At 56.4% G+C, this 24162-nt stretch carries 19 protein-coding genes; 17 read left to right on the top strand and 2 right to left on the bottom strand.

Translation table 11 applies throughout. The features are described 5' to 3' along the window. The first annotated feature begins 1 nt into the window (after nt 1). The 15 genes from rsmH to G491_RS0109325 all read left to right on the top strand — a co-directional run bounded on the left by rsmH (nt 2) and on the right by G491_RS0109325 (nt 18293). The gene (gene rsmH, locus G491_RS0109395; protein WP_028314413.1) at nt 2-982 is read left to right on the top strand and encodes a 16S rRNA (cytosine(1402)-N(4))-methyltransferase RsmH; all 981 of its coding nucleotides are present in this window, start codon (nt 2-4) and stop codon (nt 980-982) included. Continuing rightward, nucleotides 963-1250, top strand: coding sequence for an FtsB/FtsL family cell division protein (locus G491_RS0109390; RefSeq protein WP_028314412.1), 288 nt, complete (start codon nt 963-965; stop codon nt 1248-1250). The genes rsmH and G491_RS0109390 overlap by 20 nt, the downstream gene beginning before the upstream one ends. After that, nucleotides 1250-3043 carry a peptidoglycan D,D-transpeptidase FtsI family protein gene (locus tag G491_RS30110; RefSeq protein ID WP_051327145.1) on the top strand — a complete coding sequence of 598 codons (1794 nt, stop codon included), beginning with the start codon at nt 1250-1252 and terminating at the stop codon, nt 3041-3043. The genes G491_RS0109390 and G491_RS30110 overlap by 1 nt, the downstream gene beginning before the upstream one ends. Continuing rightward, entirely contained in the window at nt 3040-4635 is a 1596-nt protein-coding gene (locus G491_RS30105) for a UDP-N-acetylmuramoyl-L-alanyl-D-glutamate--2,6-diaminopimelate ligase (RefSeq protein ID WP_051327144.1), read from the top strand. Before G491_RS30110 ends, G491_RS30105 begins: the two co-directional genes overlap by 4 nt. A 54-nt stretch (nt 4636-4689) precedes the next feature. Next, complete coding sequence (locus tag G491_RS0109375) at nt 4690-6108, top strand: UDP-N-acetylmuramoyl-tripeptide--D-alanyl-D-alanine ligase (protein ID WP_028314411.1); 1419 nt, start codon at nt 4690-4692, stop codon at nt 6106-6108. Between the two features lie 45 nt (nt 6109-6153). Continuing rightward, nucleotides 6154-7236 (top strand): phospho-N-acetylmuramoyl-pentapeptide-transferase, encoded by a 1083-nt coding sequence (gene mraY / locus G491_RS0109370; protein ID WP_015947884.1) that lies wholly within the window; start codon nt 6154-6156, stop codon nt 7234-7236. An 11-nt stretch (nt 7237-7247) separates the two neighbouring features. Beyond that, nucleotides 7248-8600 carry a UDP-N-acetylmuramoyl-L-alanine--D-glutamate ligase gene (murD, locus tag G491_RS0109365; RefSeq protein ID WP_028314410.1) on the top strand — a complete coding sequence of 451 codons (1353 nt, stop codon included), beginning with the start codon at nt 7248-7250 and terminating at the stop codon, nt 8598-8600. A gap of 17 nt (nt 8601-8617) precedes the next feature. Next, nucleotides 8618-9799: a putative lipid II flippase FtsW gene (ftsW, locus tag G491_RS0109360; RefSeq protein ID WP_248635356.1), complete on the top strand. Its 1182-nt coding sequence runs from the start codon at nt 8618-8620 to the stop codon at nt 9797-9799. Further along, a complete protein-coding gene (gene murG, locus G491_RS30100) occupies nt 9796-10938 on the top strand; it encodes an undecaprenyldiphospho-muramoylpentapeptide beta-N-acetylglucosaminyltransferase (protein WP_051327143.1) in 1143 nt (380 codons plus the stop codon). Before ftsW ends, murG begins: the two co-directional genes overlap by 4 nt. After that, nucleotides 10928-12298, top strand: coding sequence for a UDP-N-acetylmuramate--L-alanine ligase (murC, locus tag G491_RS0109350; protein ID WP_028314408.1), 1371 nt, complete (start codon nt 10928-10930; stop codon nt 12296-12298). Before murG ends, murC begins: the two co-directional genes overlap by 11 nt. 5 nt (nt 12299-12303) lie before the next feature. Further along, a complete protein-coding gene (gene murB / locus G491_RS0109345; RefSeq protein WP_035218365.1) occupies nt 12304-13263 on the top strand; it encodes a UDP-N-acetylmuramate dehydrogenase in 960 nt (319 codons plus the stop codon). Further along, nucleotides 13253-14074, top strand: a complete 822-nt coding sequence (locus G491_RS0109340) for a cell division protein FtsQ/DivIB (RefSeq protein ID WP_169829412.1) — start codon at nt 13253-13255, stop codon at nt 14072-14074. Before murB ends, G491_RS0109340 begins: the two co-directional genes overlap by 11 nt. Nucleotides 14075-14076: 2 nt before the next feature. Further along, nucleotides 14077-15303 carry a cell division protein FtsA gene (ftsA, locus tag G491_RS0109335; protein ID WP_028314405.1) on the top strand — a complete coding sequence of 409 codons (1227 nt, stop codon included), beginning with the start codon at nt 14077-14079 and terminating at the stop codon, nt 15301-15303. An 86-nt stretch (nt 15304-15389) separates the two neighbouring features. Continuing rightward, nucleotides 15390-16616, top strand: coding sequence for a cell division protein FtsZ (ftsZ, locus tag G491_RS0109330; protein ID WP_084511454.1), 1227 nt, complete (start codon nt 15390-15392; stop codon nt 16614-16616). A gap of 33 nt (nt 16617-16649) precedes the next feature. Continuing rightward, nucleotides 16650-18293, top strand: coding sequence for a radical SAM protein (locus tag G491_RS0109325; protein WP_028314403.1), 1644 nt, complete (start codon nt 16650-16652; stop codon nt 18291-18293). 561 nt (nt 18294-18854) lie between these two features. Here the strand turns inward: G491_RS0109325 and G491_RS0109315 are convergent. Together G491_RS0109315 and rsmA are read right to left on the bottom strand one after the other, a co-directional pair. Further along, entirely contained in the window at nt 18855-19463 is a 609-nt protein-coding gene (locus tag G491_RS0109315) for an FmdE family protein (protein WP_028314401.1), read from the bottom strand. Nucleotides 19464-19636: 173 nt separating this feature from the next. Further along, nucleotides 19637-20506, bottom strand: coding sequence for a 16S rRNA (adenine(1518)-N(6)/adenine(1519)-N(6))-dimethyltransferase RsmA (gene rsmA, locus G491_RS0109310; protein WP_084511452.1), 870 nt, complete (start codon nt 20504-20506; stop codon nt 19637-19639). Nucleotides 20507-20673: 167 nt separating this feature from the next. Between rsmA and G491_RS0109305 the strand changes: the two genes are divergently transcribed. Both G491_RS0109305 and G491_RS0109300 read left to right on the top strand, forming a co-directional pair. Further along, entirely contained in the window at nt 20674-21063 is a 390-nt protein-coding gene (locus G491_RS0109305) for a hypothetical protein (protein WP_015947871.1), read from the top strand. Nucleotides 21064-21196: 133 nt separating this feature from the next. Then, nucleotides 21197-24160, top strand: coding sequence for an insulinase family protein (locus tag G491_RS0109300; RefSeq protein WP_028314398.1), 2964 nt, complete (start codon nt 21197-21199; stop codon nt 24158-24160). Nucleotides 24161-24162: the final 2 nt, after the last annotated feature.

The following is a 24162-nucleotide window of genomic DNA, read 5'->3' as shown; positions in this document are numbered from 1 at the left end:
CATGGCATTTCATCATGTTTCGGTCATGAAGCAGGAGGTCTTAAGCCTGCTGAGTCCGGCCCCTGGCCATGTTGTGGTGGACGGAACCTTTGGCGGAGGAGGGCATGCCCGGGCAATTTTAGAGCGGATATTACCTGACGGACTACTGATCGGCACGGATCTGGACGAAGACGCCGTCACCAACGCTCAGGCCTGCTTTGCGGATGTTCAAGATAATTTCAGGATCTTCCACGATAATTTCAGCAATATCCGGGCTGTCCTGGATCAATGCGGGTTGGCGGGCGCCAACGGCATTGTGTTGGACCTGGGAGTCAGCCTCCATCTTCTGGAAAAGAGCGGACGGGGGTTTAGCTTTCAGCGCGAAGAGCCCCTGGATATGCGCATGGACGGAAGCGGAGGCGGACCCAAGGCCATGGACGTTGTCAACGCATACTCCCAAGATGAGCTTGCCAGGATCTTCCTGGAATACGGGGAGGAGCGTCAGGCCAAGCGGATAGCCCGCCGCATCGTCCAACGCCGGGAAGACGAGCCCATCACGACCAGCGGCCGCCTGGCCGATATTGTCGCCTCAGCCGTTAAGGGGAAGCCCGGCCGCATTCATCCGGCCACTCGCGTTTTTCAGGCCTTGCGCATTCACGTAAATAATGAGCTGGCCCACTTGGAAAAGTTTTTGGAGACGTGCCTGGACTGCCTCCTTCCCGGCGGCAGGTTGTGCATCATCTCCTTTCATTCGTTGGAGGACAGGATCGTCAAAAGGCGTTTCGCCGCTTTGGCCCAGGGCTGCACCTGCCCCCCGGATTTTCCCGTGTGCATTTGCGGGAATCAGCCCAAGGTCAAGCTTTTGACCAAAAAGGTGGTCAAGCCTTCGCAGGCCGAGGTGGAGAAAAATCCCATGTCGCGGAGCGCCAAAATACGGGCCATGGAAAAGCTGGCCGTCGAGGGCTCGGGCGCCGGGGGGGAAGATGGGCGGGCGAAGCAATGACAATGAGGCGCTCAGGAATTGGGCTTACGGACTGCTTGCAGGGATTCTATTCCTGGAGCTTTTCCTTTTTGCGTGGTGCCGGAACCAATGCACCCAAAGAGGATACCAAATAACCGCCGAACTGTCCCATAAGGAAGACCTCCTGGACAAGCAGGAGGAGTTGAAAGTCAAGTTGGAGCATTTAAGAAATCCCGAAAGGATTTCCAAGATAGCCGAAGAGTGGTTGGGCCTGAAACATCCCGACCCTGATCAAATGGTGAGGCCGTGATGAAACAGACGGGAAAAAACAAAGCCTCGGGACGCATTGTCTTTGTGGGCCTGCTTTTCGCCGCAGGCTTCATGATCATCGCAGGCAGGCTGGTCGAGCTGCACGTGCTGGACAAAAGTTTTTTGTCCAAAAAGGCTAAAAGCCAGTACTCCCAGTCCGTGGAAACCCAGCCCAAGCGGGGCGTCATTTACGACGCCCAATACCGGGAGCTGGGCGTCAACCTGGACGTGGCCAAGGTAGCGGTCCGCCCCGGGCTGATTAAGGACGCCAAGGCGGCCGGCAAGATCCTGGCCTCCTACCTGGATAGGAGCGCCGCGGAGTTCCAAAAGGAGCTGGAAAATAAAGACAGAGCCTACATCTATGTGGATAAACGGGTCAGCACGGCCACGGCCCAGGCCGTCAAAAAGGAATGGGACGCCGCCAAGGCGTCGTTTGAATACAACGGCCCGGGCCGGAACCCCAACATTCCCAGCCTGGAACTGGAAGAGGACGCCAGCCGGTTTTATCCCAACCTGGGCCTGGGCGCCCAGGTTTTGGGCTTTTGCGGCGCTGAAGGCCACGGCCTGGAAGGCCTGGAATATAAATACGACGATCTGCTCACCGGCAAGGGCTCCAAATGGACCATCCTTAAGGACGCCATGGGCCGCAGCTTCGCCCGGGAAAGGCAGACGTACTCCAAAAAGACCGGAGACAACCTGGTCCTGACCCTGGACCGTACGGTGCAGTACATAGCCGAAGAAGCCCTGGCCGAAGCCGTGGAAAAATTCCAGGCCAAGTCGGGCATCGCCGTGGTGATGGTTCCGGACACCGGCGCCATCCTGGCCATGGCTAACGCGCCCCTGTACAACCCCAACGCCATCAGCGAGTACAGCTTCAGCGATTGGAGAAACAGGGCCGTGACGGACACCTTCGAACCGGGGTCCACGCTAAAGATTTTTATGGCCGCCGCCGCCGTTGAGTCGGGAAAGTGCGGCCCCAACTCTATTTTTTATTGCGAGCAGGGCAATTACCGGATTGGGCCCAATGTGGTGCATGACACCCATCCCCACTCCTGGCTGTCCCTGCAGCAGATTGTCAAGGTGTCCAGCAACATCGGCGCAGTGAAGGTGGGCGAGAAAATCGGCCCCGACTCCCTGTTCCGGACCCTGGACGCCTTCGGGTTCGGCAAAAAGCTGGGCGTGGACTGCCCCGGCGAGGCCTCGGGAATGCTCAGGCCGCACAATCAATGGACCGCCATTGACGCTGGAACCATCGCATTCGGCCAGGGCGTGTCCGTCACCGGGCTGCAACTGGCCTCGGCGGTTTCGGCCATCGCCAACGGCGGCGTGCTCATGAGGCCCAGGCTGGTGCAGGCCATCACCAATTCCAAAGGCCGGCTGGTGGAAAGCTTTCAGCCCGAACCTTTGGAGAGAGCGGTTTCCGAAGAAACCGCCCAGGTGGTCGCCCGGATCATGAAGACCGTGACCACCGAGGGCGGAACCGGCACCCAGGCCGCTCTGGACGGCTACAGGGTGTGCGGCAAGACGGGGACGGCGCAAAAACCGGCTGCCAAAGGCGGCTATGAGGACAATAAATACATAGCCTCCTTCGTGGGCTTCGCTCCCTTGTCCAACCCCGCCGTGACCGTGGTGGTGGTTATTGACGAGCCGACAACGGATCATTACGGCGGCGTGGTGGCGGCCCCTGCGTTCCGGGAGATTATGCAGAAAACCCTGCACTACCTCAAGGTGGCGCCGGAAGTGGATACAACCCATTTAACCGCATCCTTGAAAAGGAAAAACGGCCCTGCATGAAGCTAAGCCGGCTCATAGACGGCCTTAAGGCCGACCAGAGGAACCCCGTGCTGGAGATAACGGGCGCCCAAGGCGATCCCGACATCATTTCCATCCAGTACAACTCCCGGCTGGTGAAGCCCCAGGGCTTGTTTACGGCCATCAAAGGCAATGCCGTGGATGGGCACATTTTTGTGCAGGACGCCGTAAAAAAAGGCGCCGCCGCCGTTGTGACGGAAGATCCGGCGGAAGCCCCGATAGGCGTGGCCGTGATTCGGGTCAAGGACTCCCGCAGGGCTTTGGCCAATATGGCCTCTGAATTTTTCGGGCGTCCCACGGAAAAGCTGAAATTAGCCGGTATTACAGGCACTAACGGTAAAACGACCGTCACCTATTTTGCGGAGGCCATGTTGGGCGCCGCAGGCTGCAAAGTAGGCATTGTAGGCACCGTAAGCAGCCGTTGGCCCGGCCATGAAAAAGAAAGCAGCGTAACCACCCCCGAATCCCTGGAGCTTCAAGAAGCCCTGGCCCGGATGGTGGACGCCGGCGTGACTCACGCCATTATAGAGGTTTCCTCCCACGCACTGACCCAAAGCCGGCCGGCTTTCTGCCAGTTCGACGCGGGAGTGTTTACGAATATTACCCAGGACCACCTGGACTATCACAAGGACATGGAGTCCTATTTTCAGGCCAAGCGGATTTTGTTTGACGACTTACTGGCCGCTTCCGCCAAGGAAAACAAGACCGCCGTCATCAACCTGGACGACCCCCAGGGCGCGGTCCTGTGCCGGGAAGTAAAAACTCCGGTTTTGTGCACCGGCTTAACCGAAGGCAGCAGCATCCGAAGCATTGACGTCAAGGCCGGAGCGGACGGCCTGAAAGGTGTAATGGAAACTCCGGCCGGAGAATTGGTGTTCGAATCTCCGGCGGTTGGCAGGCACAATCTTTACAACCTCATGAGCGCGGCGGGCGTCGGCCTGGCTTTCGGCCTGAGCCTGGAGGAGGTGGAGATGGGACTGAATGCGGCAGTAAACGTACCCGGGCGTTTGGAAAAGGTCGAAAACGGACTGGATCGCCATGTTTTCGTGGATTACGCCCACACTCCGGACGCCTTGGAAAACGTCCTGGAAGCGCTTCGGAGAGTGTCCAAGGCGAAAATCATCACCGTGTTCGGATGCGGCGGAGACAGGGATAAGGGAAAGCGCCCCAAAATGGGCGCGGCTGCGGCCAGACACAGCGACCTGGTTGTGGTGACCTCCGACAATCCAAGATCAGAGGATCCCGATGCCATCATAGACGATATCCTGCCGGGCATATCAGGCGAAGGCGCGCAAAGGTTGAACGCCTCCTATTGCATGATGTGCTCGCGGAAATCCGCCTTTATGGTGGAGCCGGACCGGCGCAAGGCCATTCTGACTGCGATCATGTCTTCCGGCCCGGGAGACATGGTGTTGATAGCCGGAAAAGGGCATGAAACCTATCAGGTCATCAAGAACGAGCGTTTCGCCTTTGATGATCGGGTGGAGGCCGGGAAAGCTCTGGAATGCCTGTCCAGAAACATGCATTCCAGGCAGGAGGGCCCCCTTTCCGGGCGCTGTGTATGTTCCCGCTGAAGTCCAAGGGGCTTTTTTTCAGCGTGTTAGTTGTATTTTGCAGGAGGACCATCGGTGAGAGCGAACGTTACATTTACCTTGTCTGAGATTGTTCAGGCAACAGGCGGCGAAAGATTTTCGGGAACGCCGGATCTGTGCTTCAGCGGCATAGCCATCGACTCCCGAACCGCCATGTCCTCCGATCTGTTTATAGCAATCGTAGGTGAAAGGCTGGACGGCCACGATTTTGTGCGGCAGGCAATCAACGGCGGCGTGCGGGGCATTGTCATCGACAAAAAGCACGCCGAGAGCTTTTCCTATGCCAGAATGGCCAAGCTGGAATTGGGATGCGTAGTCGTCCCGGACACCACCGAGGCGTTGGGCAAGATCGCCAACCAATATCGTAAGGGGTTTGGCGTTTCCATCGCGGCCATAACAGGCTCCAACGGGAAGACGACCACCAAGGAACTGACCGCCGCCGTGCTGGCCGCCAAGTACAAGGTCCACAAGTCCAGCGGCAACCATAACAATCAAATCGGCCTGCCGTTTACATTGCTGGGGCTCGGGCCGAACCACCAATGGGCCGTGGTTGAGTTGGGCATGAACCATTTTGGGGAGATAGCCAAGCTCACGCAAATCTGCGAGCCCGACATAGGGGTGATTACAAACGTAGGTCCCGGGCACCTGGAAGGATTGGGTTCCGTTGAAGGAGTCCTGGCGGCTAAAGGGGAGCTTTTGGAGAATATGGCCAACAAAACTGCGGTGTTAAATCTGGACGATAAGCTGGTTTCCACCCTGGCGGACAAATACCAGGGCGAAACCGTTTTATTCGGCAAAGGCGCCAAAGCCCAGGTGCGGGCTAAAAACATCAAGCACGCCAATGAGGGCGTTCGCTTTACCCTGTGCATCCAGGACGAGGAACTGCCCGTGCAGCTTCGGCTTCACGGGGACTGCATGGTTCACAACGCTTTGGCCGCCGCCGCCGTCGGCGTTAGCGCCGGCGTTTCTCCTAAGGAAATCCGCGACGCTCTGGAAACGGTCAACCCGGTGAAGGGCCGTCAAAACGTGGTTTCCCTGGGCAATGACGTTCAAATGATCGACGACGCCTACAACGCCAATCCCGCCAGCTTCGCCGCGGCGGTCATGACGCTGCAAGCCCTGGCCAAGGCCTCCAAGGGCAGGATGATCATGGCCGTCTCCGACATGATGGAACTGGGGGATTACAGCGTAGACGCCCATATGGAACTAGGCAGGATGGCCGCCCAAGCCGGCGTGTCCCTGCTTTTCATTTCCGGTTATTACGCGGGCTGGACCGCCAAAGGCGCCCGGGAAGCGGGCATGGGAATAGATCAGGTGTTTATCGACGAAAAGCCTAATATCGTAACCAGGCTGGCCGAGGCCGTCCAAGCCAAGGACCGGATTCTGGTCAAAGGCTCCAACAGCACCGGCATGAGCGAAGTGGTGCAAGGCCTTAAGGACGCATTATCGGTTTAAAATCACGCCGTACGTAAATGTAACGCACCAACAAACAGGTTAAACATGCTTTATCATCTGCTCACACCGCTGGCCAAGTACATGACCGTCTTCAACGTGTTTCGGTACATCACGTTCAGGACGATCTATGCTTCGCTGACCGCCCTGGTGATTTCCTTTGTGCTGGGACCGTGGCTCATCAGGAAACTGGGCGAAATGCAGGTTGGCCAGCACATCAGGGAAGACGGCCCCCAGACCCACCTGAAAAAGGCGGGCACCCCCACCATGGGCGGGGTGTTGATCATGAGCGCCGTGATGTTCTCCACCTTGTTGTGGGCGGATTTAACCAATGCTTACGTGTGGATAGCCCTGGGAGTGACCTTCGGCTTCGGCCTCATCGGTTTTGTGGACGACTACCTCATGCAGGTGAAAAAGCGGAGCAAAGGCCTGTCCGCAAGAGGGAAGTTCTGCTTACAGGTGGTTGTGGCCGGTATAGCCGGGACGGTTTTGGTTTACGGGTTGAACGGCGACACAACCGTGAACATTCCCTTTTTTAAAAACCTGAATCCGGACCTCACCAGGCCTGGATACGTGCTCTTCGCCATATTGGTCATGGTGGGAGCGTCAAACGCCGTAAACCTTACTGACGGTCTGGACGGACTGGCCATTGTACCGGTCGCCATCGCCGCCGGGACTTATATGATTTTCGCCTACGTGGCCAGCCATTACGACTTCGCCACGTACCTGAGCATCCGCCACGTGCCCCAATCCGGCGAGATGTCGGTCTTCTGCGGCGCCCTTGTGGGGGCCGGCCTGGGTTTTCTTTGGTACAACGCCTACCCGGCCCAGATTTTTATGGGCGACGTGGGCTCCCTGCCTTTGGGCGGCGCCCTGGGCGTGGTGGCCATACTCACCAAGCAGGAACTGGCTTTGGTGATAGTAGGCGGTTTGTTTGTCATGGAAGCGGTGTCCGTCATCCTCCAGGTGAGCTTCTTTAAGATCACTAAGGGAAAGCGGATTTTCAAGATGGCGCCGATCCATCATCATTTTGAACTTAAAGGCTGGCCCGAGCCCAAGGTGATCGTCCGATTCTGGATTATCGCCATCATGTTGGCCCTGTTGTCCGTAAGTACGCTGAAATTGCGTTGAGAAAAGAGAATATGGATCTTAAAGGCAAAAAAATCGTTGCAGTAGGCCTGGCCCTCACAGGAGAAGCCGCGGCCGCTTTTTGCCTGGACAAAGGCGCCAGCGTGACCGTCGCCGACATAGCTTCGGAAACCAGTCTGGGAGCACGCGTCCAAAATGTGCGGGATATGGGCGCCAAGGTGGAGCTGGGGCCTCATAATATGGAGACTTTCACCCAGGCCGACCTGATCGTGATCAGCCCGGGAGTGCCCCATACCATTCCGGTGTTGGAAGCCGCGCGGGAAAAGGGCGTCCCGGTCGTCGGCGAGGTGGAGCTTGCCAGCCGGTTCATCCAGGCGCCAATCATCGCTGTGACAGGCACCAACGGGAAGACAACTGTAACAAGTCTCATCGGCGAAATGATGGAAGCCTCGGGAATTTCGGCCTTTGTGGGCGGCAATATCGGCAATCCGTTAGTCAATTACGCCAGGGGCCAGGACAAAGCCCAGGTGATCGTCGCTGAAATCAGCAGCTTTCAACTCGACACCATCGAGTCGTTCGCTCCTAAAGTCGCCCTGTTGACCAACGTCACCGAAGACCACATGGATCGCTACGACGGCATGGAAGGCTACGCCGCCTCCAAAGCCCGGGTGTTTATGAATCAGACCGGGGCGGACTTTGCGATTCTGAACGGCTGCGATAAATGGTCCCGTGCAATGTGCGGCGGCATCCAATCTTCCCAATGGTTCTTTACGGGCAGGGAAGCGGCAGAAGCCGGGATCGCCATGAACGCCGGCGCCATGGATTTTTTCAAAGGGACTCAAAAGCAGTGGTCTCTTTCTTTGGAAAAAATGACCCTGTCCGGCGAGCATAACAAGGAAAACGCCGCCGCCGCCGCCCTGGCCGCTTACGCTGCGGGCGCAAGCATTGAGGGAATTCAAAAGGCAATCGATTCCTTTAAAGGTTTGCCCCATCGCCTGGAATTCGTCCGGGAGGTCATGGAAGTCAAATATTACGACGACTCCAAGGCCACCAACGTGGATGCCGTACTCCGGGCTCTGGAAGGTTTTAACGCGCCGGTCCATCTGATCATGGGAGGCAGGGATAAAGGCGGTCATTTTCGCGATTTAAAAGACATGGTGGAGCAAAAGGCGGCGCGTTTGTACGTCACGGGAGAAGCCGCCGGGATCATCACCTCGGCTCTTTCAGGCTCCGTGGAGGTCGTCCAGGCGGGAACCATAGAAAAAGCGGTGGAATTCGCCAAACGGGCTGCAAGGCCAGGGGAGGTTGTGGTGCTTTCTCCTGGGTGCGCCAGCTTTGATCAATACAAGAATTACAAGGAACGCGGCAAGGATTTCCGCAGAGTGGTAAACGCTCTGCCGGCTTAGGATTGCAAGAGAGGATTATGATGCCGGAAAAGACAGCAAAGAAAAATCAGGGGGCTTTTGACAAAGTGATCCTGGTGGCTGTCCTGGGCTTGATAGGCATGGGACTGGTCATGGTGTACAGCGCCAGTTCGGCCATGGCCGTCAAAACCTACGGCTCCGACACCTACTTTTTCAAAAGGCAGTTGTTTTTCGCCCTGACCGGTCTGGTCCTCTTGTTTTCCGTCCGGTACATCCCGTACCGGGTCTATCAGGTGTTGGCCTATCCGATCCTGGGCCTTTCCGTACTGTTGCTGGGACTCTTGCTGGTTCCGGGAATCGGCGTGAACGTGGGCGGCGCCACCCGCTGGATGCGCGTGGGGCCGATTAATATTCAGCCTGCGGAAATCATGCGATTGGCCATCATTATATACATGGCCTATTCCCTGACTAAAAAAGGCGAAAAAATGAAGGACTTCTCCGTGGGAATCATCCCCCATCTTTTTCTGATGGGACTCATTGGAGGCTTGTTTTATTTTCAGCCGGATTTCGGCTCTTTCGCCATGCTGGTCTTTGTCATTGGGATCATGCTGTTTGTGGGCGGAGCTCACATAGGGCATCTAAGCGGCTTGGTCGCCCTCGCCGGTTTGGTGGGCTTTAAACTGCTCATGAGCGAAGGATACCGGAGAAACCGGATCGCCGCCTTTTTAAACCCCTGGGAAAACCAGATGGGCGACGGCTACCAGATCACCCATTCCCTTATGGCTTTCGGCACCGGGGGCTACTCGGGAGTAGGCGTGGGCAACGGATACCAAAAGCTGTTCTACCTGCCCGAGCCGCACACGGACTTTATTTTTTCGGTCCTGGGGGAGGAGATGGGGCTCATCGGCGTTGGCATAGTGGTCGGCTTGTTCGCGCTTCTGGTCTGGCGAGGGCTGACCATCGCCCAGCGGGCTCCGGCCGGCTTTGCAAGGCTTTTGGCCTTTGGAATTACAGCTTCCATCGGGCTGCAGGCCTGCCTGAACATGGCGGTGACCACCAACCTGCTGCCGACAAAAGGGCTTGCTTTGCCTTTTATCAGCTACGGGGGAAGCTCCCTGCTGATAAACATGGTCTCCATAGGAATTCTGGAGAATATCGCCTACGCGCATCCGGCCAGCCCGGGGGCGCGTGCGCCGTTTTTCGGCAGGCTGGTTTTTTGGAAAAGGAGGGCTGTGGCATGAAAAACGAAACAGCACTCAAAATGATTATAGCCGGCGGAGGAACGGGAGGGCATTTGTACCCCGGAATCGCCGTAGCCGAGGCGCTAAAGTCTCTGGCTCCCAATGCGGACATTTTGTTTGTAGGGAGCCAAAAGCCCTTTGAAAAGCAGGCTGTGGATAAAGCCGGATATACGCACAAGGCAATCAGCGTGGAAGGCCTGAAAGGCAGGGGGCTGCTGCTGAAAATCCGGTCCCTGTTCAAACTGGCCGTATCCATGGTTACGGCCCTGGCGCTTATCATCCGTTTTCGTCCTGCAATGATTTTGGGCGTGGGCGGCTACGCCTCAGCGCCGTGCATGTTGGCGGGTTTGATGCTTTTTAAAAAGACCGGCATCCAGGAGCAAAACCTGATGCCCGGCATGGTCAACCGGTGGCTGGGCAAGATCGCGGGCAGGGCTTATGTGTCTTTCGAAAAAAGCACGGAGTATTTCAAGCCCGGCAAGGCCAAGGTTTTCGGCAACCCCATCAGGGGCAGCCTGTTGGCGGAAACGGTCCAGGCCGATCCGGAGGCCGCCGAGAAGCCCTTTACCGTGCTGGTTCTGGGCGGCAGCCAGGGAGCGCACGCCATTAATCAGGCCGTGATCGAATCTTTGGGGGAGTTGCAGAATCCCGAAGAGATCGGGTTTATCCATCAGACCGGGCAGCAAGACCTGGAGACGACGCAAAAGGCCTACGAAAACTGGAATGGGCCTTCGGACGTCCGGGCTTTTTTTCACGACATGGGCGCGCAATACAAAAAGGCGGATTTGGTTGTGTGCCGCGCAGGGGCCTCTACGGTGGCCGAAGTGACGGCATTGGGCAAGGCGTGCATTTTCATCCCCTTTCCCTTTGCTGCGGATAACCACCAGGAATACAATGCCAGGGCTTTGGAAGACGTCCGGGCTGCGGAAGTGATTTTGGAAGACGTGTTGACCGGAACCTTATTGGCGGAGCGAATCGCCTTTTACAAAGACCATAAAGCCAGATTGATGGACATGGAGACCGCCGCCAAGAGCCTGGGCAAACCCCGCGCAGCAGCGGACATTGCAGAAGACGTCCTGGCATGGCTGAACATTCAACCGCAACCGGCAATGAACGCAGGAGAAAGCCATGTACCGTAAAAAGTACAGCATACATTTCGTGGGTATTGGCGGCATCGGAATGAGCGGTATTGCCGAACTGCTTCTGAATCTTGGCTACCAGGTTTCCGGCTCCGACATCAAGGAATCGGACATTACCCAGCGTCTGGCAAAATTGGGCGGGACCATATATCGCGGCCACCGCGCCGAAAACGTCAAAGGCTGCGACGTCGTGGTGGTTTCCTCGGCGATTCGCCAGGAGAATCCCGAGACGGCCTCGGCCAGGGAGCAAGGAATTCCCGTCATCCCCCGTGCGGAGATGCTGGCCGAGCTCATGCGGTTGAAATACTCCGTGGCCATTGCAGGCGCCCATGGCAAAACAACCACCACGTCCATCGTGGCGGACGTCCTGGCCGCAGGCGGCTTGGATCCTACGGTGGTCATCGGCGGCAAGCTCTTGAGCATCGGCTCCAACGCAAAACTGGGCCATGGCGAGTTTATCGTGGCCGAGGCGGACGAATCCGACGGGTCGTTCCTTAAGATGTCCCCCAGCATTGCGGTGGTCACCAATATCGACCGCGAGCACATGGACCATTACAAGGACATGGACGGAATCAAGGACGCCTTCGCCCAGTTTGTGGATAAGATTCCCTTTTACGGACTGTCCGTGCTTTGCCTGGATTCCGAGCCCGTGCAGGACCTGATTCCGTTTATCAATAAACGGTATGTCACTTACGGCCTCACCACCCAGGCGGACTTGCAGGCCGGGGACGTGACAACCGAAGGCCTGACCAGCCGGTTTACGGTGCGCCACAATAAGAAGCGCTTGGGCCGGATTACGTTGAATCTGCCCGGCCTTCACAACGTATACAACTCCTTGGCGAGCATTGCGGTCGGCCTGGAGTTGAACGTGCCCTTTGAAAATATTAAGGCGGCCCTCGAAAGCCTGAGCGGCGTGCATCGCCGCCTGGAAACCAAGGGCAAGGTCGGCGGCATTGTGGTGATGGACGATTACGGACATCATCCCACGGAAATCAGGACCACGCTTCAGGCCGTGAACGACAGCTACCCGGAGCGCCGGGTCGGGGTGATTTTTCAACCTCACAGGTATTCCAGGACCCAAAGCCTTTTTGAGGACTTTGCCAGGTCCTTTTATCAGGCGGACTACCTGGTCGTGCTGCCCATTTATCCGGCGGGCGAAAAGCCCATTCCCGGGGTGGACAGCGTGAGCCTTTGCAAGGCTCTTAAAGCCTACGGGCATAAACATGTAATCCACGCTCCCAGCAAGGAGTCAGCCTTGCAGGAGTTAGATAAAACCGTGCGGGAAGGGGACGTACTCATCACCCTGGGCGCAGGAGATGTATACAGGGTGGGAGAATCCTTCCTGGCGAGCAGAAGTTGAGCCGCGTGAAAAGCGGGCTTTTAAAAAGCCTGTCCGCCGAAGATCGGGACTGGTTGTCCCAGCGCTTCGGGCGGAGCGTGTTCTTTGACGAACCATTGGGAACGCACACCTCCTTTGGAGTGGGAGGTCCGGCAAGCGCCCTGGTCAAGGCATTGACCGTAAAAGGACTTTCGGACCTGGTCCAATGGACCGGAGAAAAGAACCTTCCCTATTTCGTCTTGGGCAAGGGAACCAATCTCCTGGTTCGGGACGGTGGAATTTCAGGCGTCGTTATTCGGCTGTCCGGGGATTTCAAGCTCATGGAGGAAGAGGCGGCCAATGATGGGGTTCTGATTCGGGCCGGCGCAGGCGTGATGCTGGCGAAACTTTGCTCTTACGCCGTGAAAAAAGGCCTGGAAGGCCTTAACTTCGGCGTGGGCATACCCGGAACCGTCGGCGGCGCCATCCTGATGAATGCGGGTACGCACGAGGGGTGTGTTGCGGATTCCATCCGGGAAGTTCGGATCATGGATAATCTTGGAGCGGAAAAACGCCTGGCCGCCGAGGAAATCGCCTGGGGATACCGCACCATGGATCACGGCTTGGAAAGCAAGCCGGGCAAGCCCGTTATCGTAACCGGCGGTAGTTTTTTAACCAAGCCGGCCGATCCGGAGGCCCTGCAAAAGCAGGCCAAAAAACATTTTGAGCGCCGTAAGGCGACCCAGCCCCAGGGAGTGCGAAGCGCGGGCAGTTTTTTTAAAAATCCCCCGGGCGGTCCTTCGGCCGGGGCATTGATAGACAAAGCAGGTTTAAAGGGAAAAGCCATCGGCGGGGCCATGGTTTCCCCGGTCCATGCAAACTGGATCGTCAATACGGGTAAAGCAACTGCGTCGGAAATACTGGCGCTTATGGAATTGGTTCAAGAGGAAGTATTGAACAAACACGGGGTCAGCCTGGAACCGGAGGTGAAAATTGTTGGTACGTAAAAAAGTCCGGAAAAACAGGTACAAAAAAAGCACGGCTCCCGCGAAGACCAATCTTAAAAAGGTCTTCTTGCGGTGCTTTGTGGGAACGGGGCTGTTGGCGGGACTGGCCCTTTTTGCGGTCCTGTCCATCCTGGTGTACGACGTGTTCACCCAAAGCCCGTATTTCAACGCCAAGAATATTGAAATCCAGGGAAACAGCCGGCTTTCGGCCCAGGATGTTTTGGACCAGGCCGGCCTTAATCTGGGGGATAACATCCTCTCCGTCAGCTTGAAAAAAGTGCAGGACAGCGTGACGGCCCATCCCTGGGTTGCCAAGGCCAAGGTTCGCAGGAACCTGCCTGATAAAATGACCATAACCGTTACGGAACGCGAAGCCATCGCCGTCCTGGATTTGGGCGAGGCTTTTCTCATGGACGCCCAGGGCGAAATTTTTAAACGCTTTGAAGCGGCGGACCCAAGGGATCTGCCCATAATCACCGGGCTGAAATTTTCCGACATCAGCGTGGCCGGAGAAAAAATGTCTCCGATTTATGAAGCGGTTTACGAGTTTCTGAAGGTTAAAAAAGAATACGAATGGGCTTTGCCCTGCTCAAGCGTGGCTGCCATCAAGGTGGATAGGGACATGGGTTTGACCCTGGTTTCCCGGGAGCCCGAATTCGCCGTGCGTTTTGGCTACGGAGATTACGCCAACAAGCTCATGCGGCTGAATCAGGTGCTTTTAAAATGCAATAAGGAGCAGGGAATAGATGTGGCATTGATAGACATTGTGGACGTGGACCGTGTGGTCGTGCGTCCCCGGGAGGAGGTGTAGGTATGCGCAGTCAGGGTGAGTTGATCGTGGGCCTGGATATAGGCACCACAAAAATCTGCGCGGCGGTGGGAGAGGTCACTGAGGAAGGCGTTCAGATTGTGGGAATCGGACACCATCCGTCCGACGGGCTGCGAAAAGGCGTCGTGGTGAACATCGAATCCACTGTGGAGTCCATCAGGAAGGCCGTGCAGGAAGCCGAACTCATGGCTGGGTGCGATATCTCCAATGTCTACGCCGGAATTGCCGGAGGCCATGTGGCCGGGTTTAACAGCAACGGCATCATCGCCATCAAAGGAAATGAAATTACGCCCGCGGACAAGGAAAGGGTTCTGGAAGCGGCCAGAGCCGTGGCCATTCCCCAGGACAGGGAGATTATCCACGTCCTGCCCCAGGAATACATTGTGGACGGCGAGCGGGGCATCCGCAACCCGGTGGGCATGGCCGGCGTCAGGCTGGAGGCCAACATCCATGTGGTGACCGGCGCTTCCGCGGCGGCCCAGAACATTGTCAAATGCGCGCAAAAGGCGGATCTGGACGTGCTGGAAATGGTCCTGGAGCCCCTGGCTTCCAGCGAAGCCGTCCTCATTCCCGAGGAAAGGGACCTGGGCGTCGCCCTCATTGATATCGGCGGCGGAACCACGGACCTGGCGGTTTTTACGAAAAACTGCATCCGCCATACATACGTTTTGCCCCTGGGCGGCGCCAACCTGACCAACGACATATCCATCGGGTTGCGGGCGCCTTTGGTGGACGCTGAAAAGATCAAGCAGCATTACGGAACCTGCGCTTCGGGAAAAATAGGGAAGGACGATTCCATCGAAATACCCGGGGTGGGAGGGCGTAAAGCCCGCATGTTGCCGCGGCAGATCCTTGGGGAAATCCTGGAGCCCAGGGTGCAGGAAATGTTTGAACTGCTGGATCAGGAGTTATGGAGAGCTGGTATGAAAAACAATATCAGCTCGGGCGTTGTTCTTACGGGAGGCGCCGTGCTCCTGGACGGTATGGCGGAGATTGCAGAGCAGGTGTTCAACGTGCCCGCTCGCATTGGCAAGCCCGCCGGAGTCACCGGCCTGGTGGATATGGTCAATAGCCCCATGTACGCCACGGCCGTGGGCCTGGTGCTTTACGGCGCCAGGAATCAAAATCCGGGCCATTCCCGTCTCAGGGAAAAGGGAATGTTCGACAAGCTAGTCAATTGGCTGAAGAAATGGTTTAAAGACGTTGTATAAAGGTTAAGGTTTTTTGGCGAAAACAGCCGGCGGGTTTTAGGGGGCCTTGCCGGCTAACATGAAGCCATGCAACAGGAGGAAATAATATGTCAGACATGATGTTCAAAATGGTGCCCAAGGAGAAGTCAGCAAGGATCAAAGTGATCGGCGCCGGCGGCGCAGGCGGAAACGCAGTCAACAACATGATCGAGGCGGGTCTGGAAGGGGTGAACTTCATCGTCGCCAACACGGATTCCCAGGCCCTCATGGCCAGCAAGGCCGCCACCAAAATCCAGTTGGGCGAACGCCTGACCGAAGGCCTGGGCGCAGGCGCCAAGCCGGAAATCGGCAAGGCTGCAGCGGAAGAAAACCAGGAGGAAATCAAAAAGGCGCTGGAAGGCAGCCACATGGTTTTCATCACTGCAGGCCTGGGCGGCGGCACCGGAACCGGAGCAGCGCCGGTCATCGCAAAGATCTGCAAGGATTTGGGCGTGCTCACCGTAGGCGTGGTCACCAGACCCTTTAAGTTTGAGGGCAAGAAAAGAACCAGAATGGCCATGGAAGGACTGGAGCGCCTTAAGGAAAACGCCGATACGGTCATCACCATTCCCAACGATCGTTTACGGACCCTGGCCGAAAAAGGCACCTCCATGGTGGACATGTTCAAAAGGGCGGATGAAGTGCTTCTGCACTCGGTGCGCGGCATTACGGACCTGATCATGAAAACCGGTCTGGTCAACCTGGATTTCGCCGACGTGCGCTCCACCATGGATAAAGCGGGCATGGCCCTCATGGGCATCGGCATGGGCCGGGGCGAAAACCGCGCCCTGGAAGCCGCTGAACGCGCCCTGTACCATCCTTTGCTGGAAGACCTGTCCATCAGCGGCGCCCGCGGCGTGCTCATGAACATCACCAGCGGCGCAGACATCAGCCTGGACGAAGTGGCCGAAGCCTCCGAACGCATCCACGAGGAAGCCGGAGACGACGCGGACATCATCTGGGGCTGCGTTGTGGATGAAAACATGGGCGACGAAGTGCGGGTCACCCTTATCGCAACCGGCATCGGCTCCGATGCTCCCGGCGGCCTTAAGCAGCCCGTGCCCATCAGCGAGCCCAAGGGATGCCAGGACGCCGGAACCCGCGGCAGAGTCAGGGACGTCACGCCGGACGACCTGGAGAACGTCCTGGATCTGGACGAGCCCACTTTCATGCGCTCCCGCCAGCAGCGGGCCGTAGGCGAGTCGGCCAGGTCCATGTACCGGGGATACCAGAGCTATATTTCGGAGGACGACGACCTGGATCGCCCCACGTTTATGCGCAAGACCGCGGATTAGTCCATAGCGGCCTTGCGAACCGGGAGAAGGCAGGTGGGTAAAAGAGGAAGCAAAGCTCCTTCGTCCGTGACGGAAATTGGAGCAGTCAGGAAAAACTGGCGCAATCGATTGAGCATCGCCCTGGCTTTTCCCAACTCCTATCAGGTGGGCATGTCCAACCTAGGCTTCCAGACGGTTTACCACCTGTTCAACAGCTTCGACCATGTTGTTTGCGAAAGGGTTTTCAGCCCGGTTCAAGGCGCGCCCGAGTCCGTGGAAAGCAAACAGGCTCTTAACGCTTTTGATGTAATCGCTTTTTCATTGTCGTTCGAGAACGACTACCCAAACATTCTTTCCATGTTGCATGCGGGAGGCGTCCCGTTAAGGTCTGACAAGCGAGACGCCTCCCATCCCCTAGTGATCGCCGGGGGGGTGGGATGCTTTATGAATCCCGAACCCCTGGCGATTTTTTTTGACGCATTTATTCTGGGCGAGGCCGAGCCCGTCATTGACCACCTTGTTGAAAACCTGGATTTGGAAAAATCCAGGGAGCAAGTCCTGAAGGACTTTGCCGCCAACGTCCCCGGCGCGTACGTCCCTTCGTTTTACCAACCGGATTACAAGGAGGACGGAACCCTCCTTTCCATGAATCCTTATTCCGGCGCACCCGAAACCATTGAACGGGTGTATGTGAAGGACGTGGATCAGGCGCCGGCCGTGACAAAAATTTATACCGAAGACACCACGTTCGATAACACCTGCCTGGTGGAGGTCAGCCGGGGCTGCCCCCATGGATGCCGCTTTTGCACCGTGGGGTACATCTATCGGCCTGTCAGGTTTCGGTCCGAAAAAGTGCTTTTGGATTGCCTGGATGAAGGATTGGAGCACACCAAAAAAATCGGGCTTATGGGCGCGGCGGTTTCGGATCTTCCCTGTCTGGACGAGTTATGCAGACGGGGGGAGGAGACGGAGGCCGTCCTGTCCTTTTCTTCGTTCCGGGCCAATAATATGAGTGAAGATTTGGTCAAATCCCTGGCGCGCGGCAAAGTCAAGACCGCCACCCTGGCGCCCGAGGCCGGGTCCCAGCGCATGCGGGACGTGATTAAGAAGAACATCACGGAACAAGACATCCTGGACGCCGCCCAGATTCTGGTGGAGGCGGGCATACCCAACCTTAAGCTGTATTTTATGGTGGGTCTGCCCACGGAAACCAAAGAGGATGTGGAGGAAATCGTCGCTCTCACAAAACGGATCAAGCATCGGTTCCTGAAGGCAAGCCAGCCCATCGGCCGCATCGGAACCATCCACATCAGCCTGAATTCCTTTGTGCCCAAGCCGTTCACGCCCTTTCAATGGGCGCCCATGGACGACGTGAAAACGCTCAAAAATAAGATTAAGCAGGTGAAAAACGGCTTGGCCCGGGTGGCCAACGTGACCGTCGCGGCCGATGTACCCCGGTGGGCGTTTATACAGGCTTTGATCGCTCGGGGAGACCGGCGGGTCGGCGAAATTCTGGAGCTGGCCCACAAGAATAACGGCAACTGGCCCCAGACCCTCAAACAAACCCCCATCAACCCGGATTTTTACGTCACCCGCCAACGTTTTCCCGAAGAAGTCTTCCCCTGGGATTTCATCGATAACCGCACCCGCAAGCAATTCCTGCTAAACGAATACAACCGGGCTTTGGCTTTAGAGTAACCGCATCCGCAAGGCTCGCCCTGGCAATTGTTATGGGTAGCCCTGGCAGAGCAGTATCCTGCCAGGGTGCGCAAGCACATGTCGTACGGCCTTTGCGAAGCCTGAAACCGAAAACCTGAGAACAGCGGACGCCCTTCCCAACTCTGCCCTCTCGTTCCCATGCTTCGCGTGGGAATGCATATTGAACTATCTGAAATTATATATTTTGTTTGCGTCTGTCTATTTTCTTGAAGCCCATTGCATCCAGGATCCAACCCATATCATTCGCCCGCCGATTATCCCCGACCCCCGCATCAATACAGATCGCCCTTATTGGCCTTGCGGCCCCCGGCATTGCATGCTGCGGGTGGCCCGGAAAAGTGTACCGCAATAGGCATAAATAAATCCTTCGCAGATGTTGGGTGGCCCAGGCAAGGCGGTTTTTGCCTGGGCGCGGAGCGCAGAAGGATCGGCCTTGTAGTTATTAAAGCCATAGGCATTCTGCGGACGTAATCTTTGTCCAAGAACAAATAAAAGCTGGAAATCACGACCATTGTTCGCCCGCCTGCCCGCAGCAGCCTATCAATTTTTCTCCAAACACCCCCGGCAAATCATTTTTCCGCTGGATTCGCAGAGCTTGGATTCCATGACCGGCTCGCCGCATTCTGCGCAAGGCTTGGACTGGAGGATGTTGGCCTTGGCCGGCATTTCAATGGAGGCGGGATTCAAGTCAAAGATGTTTACCGGATCCTGCTCCAGGATCAGGTTGGATCTTTCATGGTGCAATTCCCAGAAACGCTTATTGTCTTCCTTTGTTGCCGTATCCGCCAGACGTTTTTTGACCAAGGCCATGTGCTCGTCGGATAATTTAAAAGCGCCCGGTTTCATGGACACTCTCACGCCCTGGCCGGTTTTCCGGCATAACAGGGAGAAGGCCACCTTGCCGTAATCCTTGTACAAAAGGTTGCCCTTGCCAAAGGTGCAGCCGGTCAAAACCTGGATGGCGTCAACCATGCAGGCGTCGGTTTCCACCACGGCCACAAGGTCTTCGTCTTCCGACTTATTTTCCTTAAGCCACGCCAAAGCGGCCTTGGCGCCTTTAAAGCCTGTGGCCAAGCCCGGGCAGATATGCCCGTGGAAATCGGCGCATTGTTTGAATTCGTCGCTTTGCAAAATTTCCTGTGCGTTCATGCCAAAACCTCCATGAAGTGATTTAAAGCAAGATCCGGCCAGGCCGTCCTGCATGTCAGTCTGATTTTAAACCCTATCGGTTAGCAATGGTATAGCAGCCGGCATAAGAACATAAAAGTCCCTTTCAGGCAATGCATAGCAGAGGCTCTAACAGGATTTTACTTTGTGCGGGACTATTTGAGTTGTTTGCCCGCAGCCTTGGCCAGGGCTACGAACTCGTCTACGGACAGGGTTTCGGCCCGGCGTTTAGGGTCGATGCCCGCTTCATCCAGGGCGGCTTGCGCCTGTTCGCCGGAAAAAGGCAGTTCGCTGTTGGACAGGGCGTTTTTAAGGGTTTTTCTTCTTTTGGCGAAGGCCGCTTTGACTACCGCGAACAGGATGTCTTCATTCATCGCGGGATCGGGTTCTTTAAAGAGAAATTCCAGAACCTGGGAGTCAACCTGGGGTTTGGGATAGAAATGGGCCGGCCCCAACGAGTAAAGCACCCGGATGCGGGAGGAGTACTGGGCCAGGACCGTAATGCGTCCGTAATCCTTGCCGCCGGGTTCGGCCATGATGCGCTGGGCCAGCTCGGTCTGGAACATGAGGGCGGCTTTTTTAAATAAATCGCGGTTTTGGATCAAGCGGATCAAAACCTGGGAGGAAATATTATAGGGCAGGTTGGCCGCTACAACCATGTTTCCGCCGGCCCGTTCGGCAATCCCTCTGATGTCGGTTTTCAGGATGTCCTGGTTCAGGATGGTTATGTTGCTCAGCCCCAGGGATTCGATTTGATTTTCCAGGACCTTGGCCAGGTTGGAGTCCCATTCCACGGCGATGACTTGTTTTGCCTTGCGGCTCATGGGAATAGTCAAAGCGCCCAGGCCGGGGCCTATTTCCAAAACCGAGTCGTCCGGCGAAAGGCCCGCTCTTTCCACGCATGCCCGGGCGGTCGCCGGGTCGGCCAGGAAATTCTGGCCCTTTGCTTTTTTGGGTTTTAAGTCAAAAGCAGCCAGCAGCGCTTTGGCGGAAAGGGCCCTGTTATTTGTTTCGAAATCGTTCATGATTCTATTATAACCGAAGCAACTGAAAAAATCATTTGTAAATTGTTTGTTAGGAGTTAAATAGTAAAACCCGTTTTAATTCCTTAAAATACTTGACTTTTGGTTTGCCCCTCGTCTATGAAACATTAGTAGAAAAAGCAAAATGCCTAGTAAAGGAGAATGGGGAGATGGATAAGGCGGAAAAAGAAAAGCGCAATATGAGCCTGGACAGGATGGTAAAACTTTTTCTTCAGTACTACCGAATTCCTACCAAAAAAGATCTCGAAAAGCTCATGGATAGGATCGACAGGCTGGAAAAAACCATCAAGACAAAAGTCGTGGAAGCCGGAAAAATTCGAGGCCGGTCGGTCCGGAAAAAGGAAGACCCCGGCGCCGGCATGACCGCCTCCGACATGGTTGAGGAGGTTATTCGCGCTTCCGGCGATACCGGAATAGGCATCCCAGCCATCAAGGACGCCACCGGATTTGAAGACAAAAAGTTGCGCAATATCATATTCCGCCTGAACAAATTGGGCCGGATTACCCGAAAATCCAGAGGGGTGTACATCGTTCCCTGATTTTTTTCCAATCCGGTTGTTGATCTAAGGCTGTTCCGCCTTATATTGTTTAAAGGCCCGCTCCCCGTTTTTTGGAGGGACACGGGCCTTTGAATTTTAATCCCGGTTACCCTCATAAAGGATTACTAACGCCATGGATAAACAAGATTTGACGCCCGCTTACCAACCCGGCGACGAGATATCAGGATTCACCCTCAAACGCGCTGTGCCGTTGCCCCGGCTGTCAGCCGTGTTTTATGAACTGAAGCATAATAAGACCGGCGCCAGGTACATCCACCTGGCCAATAAAGACCGCGAGAACACCTTTTCGGTGGCCTTCAAGACCGTCCCCCAGGATTCCACGGGCGTGGCCCACATCCTGGAGCATACGGCTTTGTGCGGCTCCCGGTCCTTTCCCGTGCGCGATCCCTTTTTCTCCATGATCAAACGCAGCATGAATTCCTTCATGAACGCGTTTACCTCGTCCGATTGGACCATGTATCCCTATTCCACCTGCAATCAAAAGGATTTTTATAACCTCATGCAGGTGTATCTGGACGCCGCATTCTTCCCCAAACTGGATGAGCTGAGCTTCAAGCAGGAAGGCTTTCGGGTGGAGGAAGACGGCGACGGGCTGGTATTTAAAGGAGTAGTGTACAACGAAATGAAGGGGGCCATGTCTTCCCCCCGGGACATCATGGGGCATGCGCTCATGGAAGCCCTTTACCCGGACGTCACCTACGGCAACAACTCCGGCGGCGATCCCGCCCATATTGTGGACCTCACCCATGCGGACCTGGTCGCCTTTCACCAAAGGCATTACCACCCCAGCAACGCCTTTTTCTACACCTACGGCGCCCTTCCTCTGGAAGGCCACCTGAAGATGATCGAAGAACGCGTGCTGTCGGAGTTCGAAGCCATCGACCCCAAGACCGACGTGGAGTTTCAACCCCGGTGGGACATGCCCAAGGAAGTCCACCAGTCCTATCCCGTGGCCCCCGGTTCGGATACCAACAAAAAAGGCCAGATCGCCGTGGCGTGGCTAACCTGTCCGGCTACGGATTCGTTTGAGGTTCTGGCCCTGGATCTGTTGGAAAGCGTGCTTTTAGGCAATTCGGCGTCCCCGTTGCGCAAGGCCCTGATCGAATCCGGCCTGGGCTCCTCCCTGGCTGACGGAACCGGGTTTCACGCCGACAGCCTGGACACCATGTTTTCCGTGGGGCTGAAAAATGCGGACGACTCCGACCCTGACGCCGTCAAAAAAATCGTGTTCGACTCCCTTAACGAACTGGTTAAGGAGGGCATAGACAAAACCCTGGTGGATGCGGCCATTCATCAGTACGAATTCCAGAAAAAGGAAGTCACCAACAACCCCATGCCATACGGCATCAAGCTGCTTTTAAACCTGTGCTCGCCCTGGTTCCATCACGGCGACCCGGTGTCCAACCTGAAGTTTGACGACGACCTGGACCGGCTGAGAAAGGAAGCGGCGAAGGGCGGCTTTTTTGAGGGCCTCATCAAAAAGCACTTCCTGGAGAACAATCATCAAATTTTGATGGTCCTCCATCCCGACGAAGAAAAAGCCGCGGATATGGAAGCTGAGGAAAAGGAAAAGCTGGAAGCCATTGCAAAAACCCTGACCCAGGAGGATCGGGAGACGATCAGGGCCCAGGCCCAGGCTCTGGAAAAGCTCCAGGAAGCCGCCGAAGATGTATCCTGCCTGCCTACTTTGGGCCGGGGGGATATTGACGACCAAATCCAGACCGCCCACCCGGACCCGGATTTGAGCACGGACGGCGTGTCTGCTTATGTGCAGCCCACCAACGGGATTGTGTATTATTCCCTCGTCGCCCGGACGCAGAACCTTCCGGTCGATCTTCTGCCCCTGCTTCCCCTGTTCTGTCATGTGCTTCCGAAAATGGGCAGCAAAAAAAGGGGCTATGTGGAATTGACCCGCGACATGGCCGCCTACACCGGCGGAATCGGCGCCAAGGCCACGGCCCGCACCGGCTACAATGGCGACGGCAAGACCTTGGAAATGGTCGCCTTCGCCTCCAAGTGCCTGGACCGCAACCTGGACAGGATGTTCGACCTGATCAAGGAAATCCTGTTCGAACGCAGCTTTGCAGACCACAAACGCCTGGACACCCTGGTAGGCGAGTACGTGGCAGCCCTGGAATCCAGCATCGTACCCAGCGGGCATCAATACGCCATTTCCCTGGCCTCCAGGGGATACTCCCGGGCCAAGGCCATTGAGGAGGCGTGGCACGGAGTGCACCAATTGCAGACCGCCAAGGACCTGGCCAAGTCCATCGCCGACGACAAGGAAGCCGGGCTGGCGGACTTGGCGGATAAACTGGAGCAAATCGCCCAGGCTCTGTTCGTCGGAGACAGCCTGGAGACGGGCCTGGTGGGCGAGGCGGAAACTCTGGCAAAGGCCGTAAAAACGGCCGAGGCCCTGCAAAAGGATCTGGCCGCTCAGGGAACTCCCCGGGAAGGCGTTGCGGATTTTTCCTTCCCCATGCCCGAGAGGGAAGCCTGGACCACCTCCTCCCAGGTGTCTTTTGTGGCGCATGTGTTCCCCACGGTGCGTATGACCCATCCGGACGCCCCGGCCTTGGCGGTCATTGCAAAAATGCTCCGGTCCCTTTTCATCCATCGGGAGATCCGGGAAAAAGGCGGGGCCTACGGCGGTTACGCCATGTCCAACGCCGAGGAAGGTCTGTTCGGGTTCGCATCCTACCGCGACCCCCAGCTCGCCCGGACCATAGACGTTTTTGCGCGCACCTATGACTTTATCCTCCAGGGGGATTTTTCGGATCAGGACGTGACCGAGGCCATCCTGCAGGTGTGCTCGGACATCGACAAGCCGGACGCGCCTTCCACTTTGGCTCAAAAGGCCTTTTACGCCAAGCTCCTTGGCCTGACGGACGAGGCGCGCAAGGATTACAAAAAACGGGTGGCGGCCGTAACCAGAACGCAGGTTATGGAAGCGGCGAAAACATGGTTTAGGAAACCCCAGGACATTGCGCCGGTGGCGGCCATAACCAGCAAGTCCTTGTTGGAGAAAGCCAACGAGCAGTTGGAAAACCCCTTGAAGGAAATCGCCATCGGATAGGT

Source organism: Desulfatibacillum aliphaticivorans DSM 15576, assembly GCF_000429905.1.
GTDB lineage: Bacteria > Desulfobacterota > Desulfobacteria > Desulfobacterales > Desulfatibacillaceae > Desulfatibacillum > Desulfatibacillum aliphaticivorans.
Note: the sequence above shows the minus strand (reverse complement) of the source record. Positions and strands in the feature narration are given on the sequence as shown.

Bases quoted from the DNA above. Each gene is read 5' to 3' on its own strand.
- rsmH (WP_028314413.1), top strand. From the start codon at position 2: ATGGCATTTCATCATGTTTCGGTCATGAAGCAGGAGGTCTTAAGCCTG.
- G491_RS0109390 (WP_028314412.1), top strand. From the start codon at position 963: ATGGGCGGGCGAAGCAATGACAATGAGGCGCTCAGGAATTGGGCTTAC.
- G491_RS30110 (WP_051327145.1), top strand. From the start codon at position 1,250: ATGAAACAGACGGGAAAAAACAAAGCCTCGGGACGCATTGTCTTTGTG.
- G491_RS30105 (WP_051327144.1), top strand. From the start codon at position 3,040: ATGAAGCTAAGCCGGCTCATAGACGGCCTTAAGGCCGACCAGAGGAAC.
- mraY (WP_015947884.1), top strand. From the start codon at position 6,154: ATGCTTTATCATCTGCTCACACCGCTGGCCAAGTACATGACCGTCTTC.
- murD (WP_028314410.1), top strand. From the start codon at position 7,248: ATGGATCTTAAAGGCAAAAAAATCGTTGCAGTAGGCCTGGCCCTCACA.
- ftsW (WP_248635356.1), top strand. From the start codon at position 8,618: ATGATGCCGGAAAAGACAGCAAAGAAAAATCAGGGGGCTTTTGACAAA.
- murG (WP_051327143.1), top strand. From the start codon at position 9,796: ATGAAAAACGAAACAGCACTCAAAATGATTATAGCCGGCGGAGGAACG.
- murC (WP_028314408.1), top strand. From the start codon at position 10,928: ATGTACCGTAAAAAGTACAGCATACATTTCGTGGGTATTGGCGGCATC.
- ftsA (WP_028314405.1), top strand. From the start codon at position 14,077: ATGCGCAGTCAGGGTGAGTTGATCGTGGGCCTGGATATAGGCACCACA.
- ftsZ (WP_084511454.1), top strand. From the start codon at position 15,390: ATGTCAGACATGATGTTCAAAATGGTGCCCAAGGAGAAGTCAGCAAGG.
- G491_RS0109315 (WP_028314401.1), bottom strand. From the start codon at position 19,463: ATGAACGCACAGGAAATTTTGCAAAGCGACGAATTCAAACAATGCGCC.
- rsmA (WP_084511452.1), bottom strand. From the start codon at position 20,506: ATGAACGATTTCGAAACAAATAACAGGGCCCTTTCCGCCAAAGCGCTG.
- G491_RS0109305 (WP_015947871.1), top strand. From the start codon at position 20,674: ATGGATAAGGCGGAAAAAGAAAAGCGCAATATGAGCCTGGACAGGATG.
- G491_RS0109300 (WP_028314398.1), top strand. From the start codon at position 21,197: ATGGATAAACAAGATTTGACGCCCGCTTACCAACCCGGCGACGAGATA.